The 7,271-nt window shown below is 61.3% G+C and carries 10 protein-coding genes; 4 read left to right on the top strand and 6 right to left on the bottom strand.

The features are described 5' to 3' along the window. From EN884_RS18990 to EN884_RS18980, 3 genes are all read right to left on the bottom strand, one after another. On the bottom strand, window positions 1-548 hold a 548-nt coding region (locus EN884_RS18990), incomplete at its 3' end, for a pilus assembly protein TadG-related protein (RefSeq protein WP_245491948.1). Between the two features lie 322 nt (window positions 549-870). Further along, entirely contained in the window at window positions 871-1,134 is a 264-nt protein-coding gene (locus EN884_RS18985) for a DUF6074 family protein (RefSeq protein ID WP_013532000.1), read from the bottom strand. A 191-nt stretch (window positions 1,135-1,325) separates the two neighbouring features. Further along, entirely contained in the window at window positions 1,326-1,622 is a 297-nt protein-coding gene (locus EN884_RS18980; protein WP_013532001.1) for a DUF982 domain-containing protein, read from the bottom strand. A 243-nt stretch (window positions 1,623-1,865) separates the two neighbouring features. Between EN884_RS18980 and map the strand changes: the two genes are divergently transcribed. Continuing rightward, complete coding sequence (map, locus tag EN884_RS18975) at window positions 1,866-2,693, top strand: type I methionyl aminopeptidase (RefSeq protein WP_013532002.1); 828 nt, start codon at window positions 1,866-1,868, stop codon at window positions 2,691-2,693. Window positions 2,694-2,720: 27 nt separating this feature from the next. Here the strand turns inward: map and EN884_RS18970 are convergent, their stop codons facing one another. After that, complete coding sequence (locus tag EN884_RS18970) at window positions 2,721-3,620, bottom strand: HAMP domain-containing sensor histidine kinase (protein WP_245441330.1); 900 nt, start codon at window positions 3,618-3,620, stop codon at window positions 2,721-2,723. Window positions 3,621-3,626: 6 nt separating this feature from the next. On the opposite strand from EN884_RS18970, the gene EN884_RS39645 reads away from it, so the two are divergent. Beyond that, window positions 3,627-4,076 carry a hypothetical protein gene (locus EN884_RS39645; protein ID WP_245441331.1) on the top strand — a complete coding sequence of 150 codons (450 nt, stop codon included), beginning with the start codon at window positions 3,627-3,629 and terminating at the stop codon, window positions 4,074-4,076. Here the strand turns inward: EN884_RS39645 and EN884_RS18965 are convergent. Together EN884_RS18965 and EN884_RS18960 are read right to left on the bottom strand one after the other, a co-directional pair. Then, window positions 4,043-4,804: a response regulator transcription factor gene (locus EN884_RS18965; protein WP_063167867.1), complete on the bottom strand. Its 762-nt coding sequence runs from the start codon at window positions 4,802-4,804 to the stop codon at window positions 4,043-4,045. The two genes, EN884_RS39645 and EN884_RS18965, sit on opposite strands and share 34 nt — an antisense overlap. 42 nt (window positions 4,805-4,846) lie before the next feature. After that, window positions 4,847-5,704: a MipA/OmpV family protein gene (locus tag EN884_RS18960; RefSeq protein ID WP_013532005.1), complete on the bottom strand. Its 858-nt coding sequence runs from the start codon at window positions 5,702-5,704 to the stop codon at window positions 4,847-4,849. Window positions 5,705-5,953: 249 nt separating this feature from the next. Between EN884_RS18960 and radC the strand changes: the two genes are divergently transcribed. Both radC and EN884_RS18950 read left to right on the top strand, forming a co-directional pair. Then, the gene (radC, locus tag EN884_RS18955; RefSeq protein WP_013532006.1) at window positions 5,954-6,715 is read left to right on the top strand and encodes a DNA repair protein RadC; all 762 of its coding nucleotides are present in this window, start codon (window positions 5,954-5,956) and stop codon (window positions 6,713-6,715) included. Between the two features lie 110 nt (window positions 6,716-6,825). Then, on the top strand, window positions 6,826-7,271 hold a 446-nt coding region (locus EN884_RS18950; protein WP_245491947.1), incomplete at its 3' end, for a glutamine amidotransferase.

The following is a 7,271-nucleotide window of genomic DNA, read 5'->3' as shown; positions in this document are numbered from 1 at the left end:
GAATTGGACATGACCGAGCAGCCGGTGAGCTTAACGCTGGTGCTGCCGGAAAACAGCACCGCCTGCGACGCGGACGGATCGAGCGCGAGCATGCAAGCACTCGAGGCATCGGTAATGACGGCCACCGCCCTCGCCTGTTCGGGAACCTTTTCCTGTGTGAAGATCAGGGTGAACATCCGGTCGAGCTTCTGGCCGACGATCACCTCGACCGCTTTTTTCGCCGTATTCGGTCCGGACGCGGGCGGCGTATTGACGACGATCGTGCCCGAGCCCAGCCCGTTCGACGCCGCGGACTGGGTCGCAGCCGCGACGATCGTCGGCTTGTCGGAACCCGAAATCTGTTCGAGCGCTCCGGCATAGGCGGCTGCATCGGCCGTCGCCTGCAATCTCAGGCTGTTGTAGTACCAATAGGAGGTCTCGACGCCGAAGCCCGCAGCGCCGACAACGACCGGCAAGGTGAGGGCAAAAATGGTGGCGACATTTGCGCCCGTGCTCCGGCGCATGGCGTCCATTACAAGCCGAACACGGGTGAAGCTATTCAAGGCCATGGCTTAGATTAGAAAGCACGCATAAATGAACGAATGGCTAAAAAGTTCGGTGCATTTTTGAGCAGTGGTCCATTGGCTTCAAAAAAGAAGTGCTTCGCTGGCTGATCAACGCGCGAGCGCACTTCCTGGCAAGCGAGAAGGGCTAGGGCCAGCGGGAGGCGGCGAGAGAGAGCATCGATGTCCTAGAGCATCCGCCTGCGATAGGCAGCCATGGGTTCGCACCCGATCAGCGAACTTGCCGTCGAAGGCAGCAAACACCGATGTGTTGCTGCTCGCACTGTTGGAGAATGCAGTGGGAAGCCAAAGCTGTGCAGGATTTTCTTCAAGCGGAAAGAATCGGCATCGGCTCCGCAACCACCCCGGCCGACATCTCTCTTTGCACGGCTTGGAAAAACCTGCGCACTTCATCGCTGGCTGCTGTTCTGTCCCTGCCGGAGCCGACCACAAGATCGAGCAACTCCGACGCCTTGGCCCTCCAGAACGAGGTGGCGGTCTCGCCATGCAGGTTGCCGAGCTTGGCAGCAACCTCTCTGACCAAGAATACCTGACGGTCGATCGGGAATGCACGGATTTTTTCTGGGGACATCTTCCGAACCATGAGACTGACGCAACGAATCAACCATTGCCAACAAGCAATGGCGTAGCCGGGAAGGTGGAAACGGAAGCTTAACGGCGCTGACGTGGGTGCGGGGACGCAACGATACGCTCGCGACATCGCCTGTGCGTCAAACGCGCTTCATTGGTTGCAGTGGGGGGCAGGCGAAACGGCGGCGGCCCTTAGGCCTGGAGCGCCCTCGCCTCACCGCCGCGCTTGCGCGGCGTCATCATATCCCTGGCCATCAGTCCGCTGGCCCGGCAAAACGCCATGAACGCCCGGCAAGCATCCTCGGTCTTGACCACGTCTACCGTGGCCCCAAAGCAGGCGTTGAAGGCTTTCTGGTAGATCGGGCCCTGACGGCGCGCAGGCCAGTCCTGGAGAAAATCGAGCGCCTGTTCGACGCCGTAGATCTCCTCGACCGGCAGGCCGGGCGCGGGCGCTATGCGCACCGGCACCTCGAATTGCAGTCTGTCCATTTCCTGTCTCCCGAACTGGCGCCACCGCAGCAACGCCGTTCGTCGTCAAAAGTTGCTTTGACCGGCTTTTGGCCCAGAAATGTGTCGTCACTTGGGTCGCTGAACCGCCCATGCAAGGCGAATATCTCGAACTGTGCGGGTGCATCGGGCAGTTCTTCCTTGAACCTTTTGCCCTCAAGTGCCAAATCTGGGGAGATCTTCACGTCGGCTCTCTTGCAGGGCCCTACCCGCTACACGGACAAAATGGTCACCTATCTCGACGCTGCCACGGCCCCGCTCAGAAATACCGGCCAGATCCGCCTCTATGGCGAGGACGGCTTTGCCGGCATGCGCAAGGCATGCGATCTCACCGCGCGCTGCCTCGACGAGCTGGTGCCGATGGTCCAGCCCGGGGTCACCACCGAAGCAATAGACCGCTTCGTCTTCGAATTCGGCATGGACCACGGCGCGCTGCCGGCGACGCTCAACTATCGCGGCTACACGAAATCATCCTGCACCTCGATCAACCATGTCGTCTGCCATGGCATTCCCGACAACAAGCCGCTCAAGGATGGCGACATCGTCAACATCGACGTCACCTACATCCTCGACGGCTGGCACGGCGATTCTTCGCGCATGTATCCGGTCGGCACGATCAAGCGCGCCGCCGAGCGGCTGCTCGAAGTCACGCATGAATGCCTGATGCGCGGCATTGCGGCGGTCAGGCCGGGCGCCCGCACCGGCGCCATCGGCGCCGCCATCCAGACCTTTGCCGAAGGCGAGCGCTGCTCGGTGGTGCGCGACTTCTGCGGCCACGGCGTCGGCCAGTTGTTCCATGACGCGCCGAACATCCTGCATTACGGCAGCGCCAATGAAGGCGTCGAGATGCGGCCAGGCATGATCTTCACCATCGAGCCGATGATCAATCTGGGCAGGCCGCACGTGAAGGTTCTGTCGGATGGCTGGACCGCGGTAACGCGCGACCGCTCGCTGTCGGCGCAGTACGAGCACACGATCGGCGTGACCGACACAGGGTGCGAGATTTTCACGCTGTCGCCCAAAAAGCTCGATCGCCCCGGCCTGCCGGCTTAGAGCGCACCTTACCCGGCGGGAGGCCGTCTATGCCGACTGCACATCCGCGGCATTCGGCAGGTCGATGGTAACGACCAGTCCGCTGGGCTGGTTGTCCTCCAATTCGATCCTGCCGCCGTGCCCCTGGACGATGTCGGCAACGATCGAGAGGCCCAGACCGAAGCCATGCTTCGACGCAATGCCGCGCGACGCATCTTCCTTGAAGAATGGTTCGAAAACACGGGCACGTGCCGTCATCGGAATACCCGGCCCGTCGTCCCCTACCGTGATGCGCGCCGCCGTGCCGGTCGCCGTCAAGGCGACCGTGACATTGCCAGCGAATTTGACCCCGTTGTCGCAAAGATTGGCGATCGCACGCGCCAATGCATTGGGCTTGCACCAGCCCAGAAGCCGGTCCGGCCCGGAATATGAGACAGGAAATCCGACATCGGAGAATTCGGCGCAGACGGTTTGCAGAACGCTGGCAATATCGGCGCGCTGCAGCTTCTCCGTCGAAACATCGTTGCGCAGGTAGGTAAGGGTCTCATCGATCAAGATTTCGATGTGCTGGACATCGGACAGGATTGCGGTTCGGATTGGGCCATCATCCATGCGCTCGGCGCGAAGCCGCAGCCGCGTCAAAGGCGTGCGCAGATCATGACTGACGCTGCGCAACATGCGCGTGCGGTTTTCGATCATCGTGCGGATACGCGTCCTCATCCTGTTCAGGGCGCGCGCCAACCCCACCATTTCAATGGAGCCGTGTTCGACGAAGAGCTGGTCGCCATTCTCGATCTCGGCCGAACCGACTGCCGCCGAGATGCGCTTCAACGGATCCGTCACGGCCCAAACCGCAAACAGCCAGATCAGCACGGGCAAGGCAACGAAAGCCATGAACCTGTAGAACGAGGCACGGACGAGGCCCGATGTCAGCCAGGAATCGGGCATGCCGAAATGGGCCAGGACGTCCTGCTGGTCGAGGTCGATGACAAACGCGTATCGGCCGCCGATCCTTATCCAGCGTCCCTCAACCGTCCCCCTGTCGATACGCAAAAGCCATTCGACACTTCGCCATTGCAGATAGGACTGGGGAATGCCGGTTATCCGGTCCTTGGGCAATATCTCGAAATCAAAGCCGGCCCGCTTTGCTGTCGCCAGAATTGCGCCACGCGCCTGCGCCGGCGTTTCTTGCAACAAGGCAGCAACAACGGCCGCACGCCCGGCGTTATCTTCCGCGGCGGGAAGATCGGCGTTCTCTATGAAACTCTCGACGACCGAACCGACGAACATGATCACGATCACCGCGATGAAAATGATTGCCACAAACTGCCCACGCACGGACTGTGGCAAGAAACGGCGGATGAAATCCCTTATGCTTCCTCCACCGTCGCGGTGAAGATGTAGCCACCCAACCGAACGGTCCTCAAAAGCACCGGATCGCGCGCATCCTTTTCGATCTTCCTGCGGATTCGACTGATATGGACATCGACGCTACGCTCGATCGGCCCCGCGAGCCCGGCATGGGTTACGCCCAGAAGTTCCTCACGAGAGAGAACCCGGCCTGCATTGCGACAAAACGCAAGCAACAGGTCGAATTCATGCGTCGTGGTCGTCACCCGCGCATTGTTGGGGTCATGCAATTGCCGGCGTATGGGATCAAGGCGCCAGCCGTTGAAACGAAGTACCTTCGACCAGTCCCGCTCGTCGGGATCATAGGCTGTACGGCGCAGCAGCGCCCGTATCCTGGCCGTCAGTTCACGCGCGCTGAACGGTTTCGTCACATAGTCGTCCGCGCCGATTTCCAGCCCGAAGATGCGGTCGATTTCCTCGCCGAGCGCGGTCAGCATCAGGATCGGAATGTTGGTTGCGGCACGAAGGCGGCGGCAGATGTTGAGACCGTTTTCGCCCGGCAACATGACATCGAGCACGATGAGATCGAATTTCTGGGTGCGAAGCGCGGCATTCATCTGGACGCCGCTCTCGGCAATTTCCACAGTCATGCCGTTGTCGGTGAGCGTGTCGCCCAGCATGCGTGCGATCTCCAGATCGTCTTCGACAATGAGGATGCGCGAACCTTGCCTTGCCGACCTGGATTCGGCGCTCAAATCGCTTTGGTGCCGTTGCTGTGCCATTCCGGAGCTTGTCCAGCTTGCATTTGGTGCCCTGGGTAGGCGTCAGAACCGATATCCGACGAGAAGCATCCCTGAAGGCTGGATCTTTTCGACGACGACGGGGCTGTCGGCAGCGTCACCCAAGAGAACGCCGACCCCCGCTTCGCCGCGCACCATCCAGTTCTCGTCGAGCATATATGTGGCGGAAATCGAAAAATCGGCGCGCTTCAAACCGGCGCCGGCATCATAGCGCGCCAGCCCCGAGCGAGCCGATTGCTCGGGCGTGACACCAAAATAGGCCTGCATGTAATTTTCGTCGGCGAACACGGCGGACGCGCTGGCGCCGATCATCAACGATTGAGACAGAGGCCGGGTCACCTCGATCCCCACCCTGCCCTCCAGGCCATCGCTGCCGCCGATGGTCTTGTCCAGCTGCGCGAATATTTCGGCCGGACCGAACTTCGCCGCTGCCTTCACGCCGACCGTCGCGCCCATGTCGACATCCCCCAAGCCGCGCAGATGGTCGGAGTCGTCTTCCTTGCGGCCCATCTCATAGCCAAGCCGCGCGCTGAAGGCGAACGGTCCTTGTTCATAAACGGCGATGTTGGCACCAGTCGGATCGATCGTCACCGTGTCGAGGAATGTCGCCGTGACGAAAGGCACCGGCATGATCTTGAACTCATTGCTGCCCTCGTATTTGGGGACGATGATGGCGCCGCCGCCGAGCACGACGTGCCAGTCGGACAGTTTCTGTTCGAAGCGCCCGAAACGGGAAGGCTCGGGCGGCAGGGTAAAATCATCGGAATTCACCGCAATGGCGTCTGCCGCCAGCGCGCCGTCCGAATGGGCTGAAAGCAGGATTGCCATGACCGCAAGAGATGCCCGGCCGGCAAATAGTCCAGAGTCAATTTTGGCGAACATGCGTGCTCCAGTATAGCGAGGCAAAGAGCCTCCGATGGCGTCACCATGTCAGGTGAAAGTGGCCGCATGCGTTAAGTGATGTTAAGTTTTGTTGCGCAATCGTGGTTTCATCTTGCCGTATAGGGAGGCCCTAGGCTGACAGTGGGCTGCCACGATCTGCCGTGGATCGTCTCGCGATCGGAGAACGGAACTGTTTCAATCCAGGCCAGAACAGCTCTAATGTCTGTGCCGGAGCAATGTGGGCGGGGTATGGGGAACACAAGCGACGATGACGAGCGGAGTTTCTTCTCCGAAGCGCCGATGCGGCCTGCTGCGAAAGCCAAGGCGACGCTCGACGAAAAGCCGCATTACCTCGGCCATCGCGACCGCTTGCGCGAGCGCTTTGCCCTGGCGGGTCCGGACGCCCTGCCCGATTACGAACTTCTGGAACTTCTGCTCTTTCGCCTGATCCCTCGTGCCGACACCAAACCGGCGGCCAAGGCGCTGCTGGCACGCTTCGGCACGCTGGCCGAAGTGCTTGGCGCCCCGGTGGGCCTGCTGCAGGAGGTCAAGGGCATCGGCCCTGCGGTGGCACTCGACCTGAAAATCCTCGCCGCAACGGCGCAGCGCATGGCACGCGGCGAGGTCCACGGCCGCGAGATCCTCTCGTCCTGGCAGCAGCTCCTCGACTATTGCCGCTCAGCAATGGCCTTCGAGGCGCGCGAGCAGTTCCGCATCCTGTTCCTCGACAAGAAGAACGCGCTGATCGCCGACGAGGTGCAGCAGACGGGTACTGTCGACCACACGCCTGTCTACCCGCGAGAAGTGATCAAGCGGGCGCTCGAACTCTCGGCGACTGCCATTATCCTGGTCCACAATCACCCGTCAGGCGACCCGACGCCATCGCGCGCCGACATCGAGATGACGAAGGAGATCATCGACGCGGGCAAGCGGCTGGGCATCGCGGTGCACGACCACATCATCATCGGGCGGAAGGGATATGCCAGCATGAAGGGCCTGCTGCTGATCTGAGGTGGCAGGGCCGGCGCCAACGCCGATCGACCCCGACCACACGATCCCAGAGATCGGGGCGGGCGAAACCGGCTAGAACAAGCGACTGGCGGAATCAGGAGAGCACGATCATGGCGAAGACAAAAGTCCTTCTTGTCGGCGAAAGCTGGGTGAGTTCGGCGACCCACTACAAGGGGTTCGACCAGTTCGGCAGCGTCACCTTCCATCTCGGGGCAACGCCCCTGGTCGACGCCTTGAAGGACAGCGAATTCGATCTCGACTACATGCCCGCTCATGAGGCCGTCGAGAAGCTGCCTTTCACCATGGAAGGGCTGTCGCAATACAGGACGATCATCCTGTCCGACATTGGCGCAAACTCGCTGCTGCTTCATCCCGATGTCTGGCTGCACGGCAAGACAGTGCCGAACCGGCTCAAGCTCCTGCGCGACTGGACGCTGGCCGGCGGCGGCCTGATCATGATCGGCGGTTACTTCAGCTTCCAAGGCATTGACGGGAAGGCGGGCTGGCATCGCACGGCGGTCGAGGAGGCGCTGCCGGGGACCTGCCTTCCCAATGA

It is taken from the genome of Mesorhizobium sp. M7A.F.Ca.AU.001.01.1.1 (genome assembly GCF_004022735.1).
GTDB lineage: Bacteria > Pseudomonadota > Alphaproteobacteria > Rhizobiales > Rhizobiaceae > Mesorhizobium > Mesorhizobium ciceri.
This window is presented reverse-complemented; position numbering and strand designations above follow the sequence as displayed.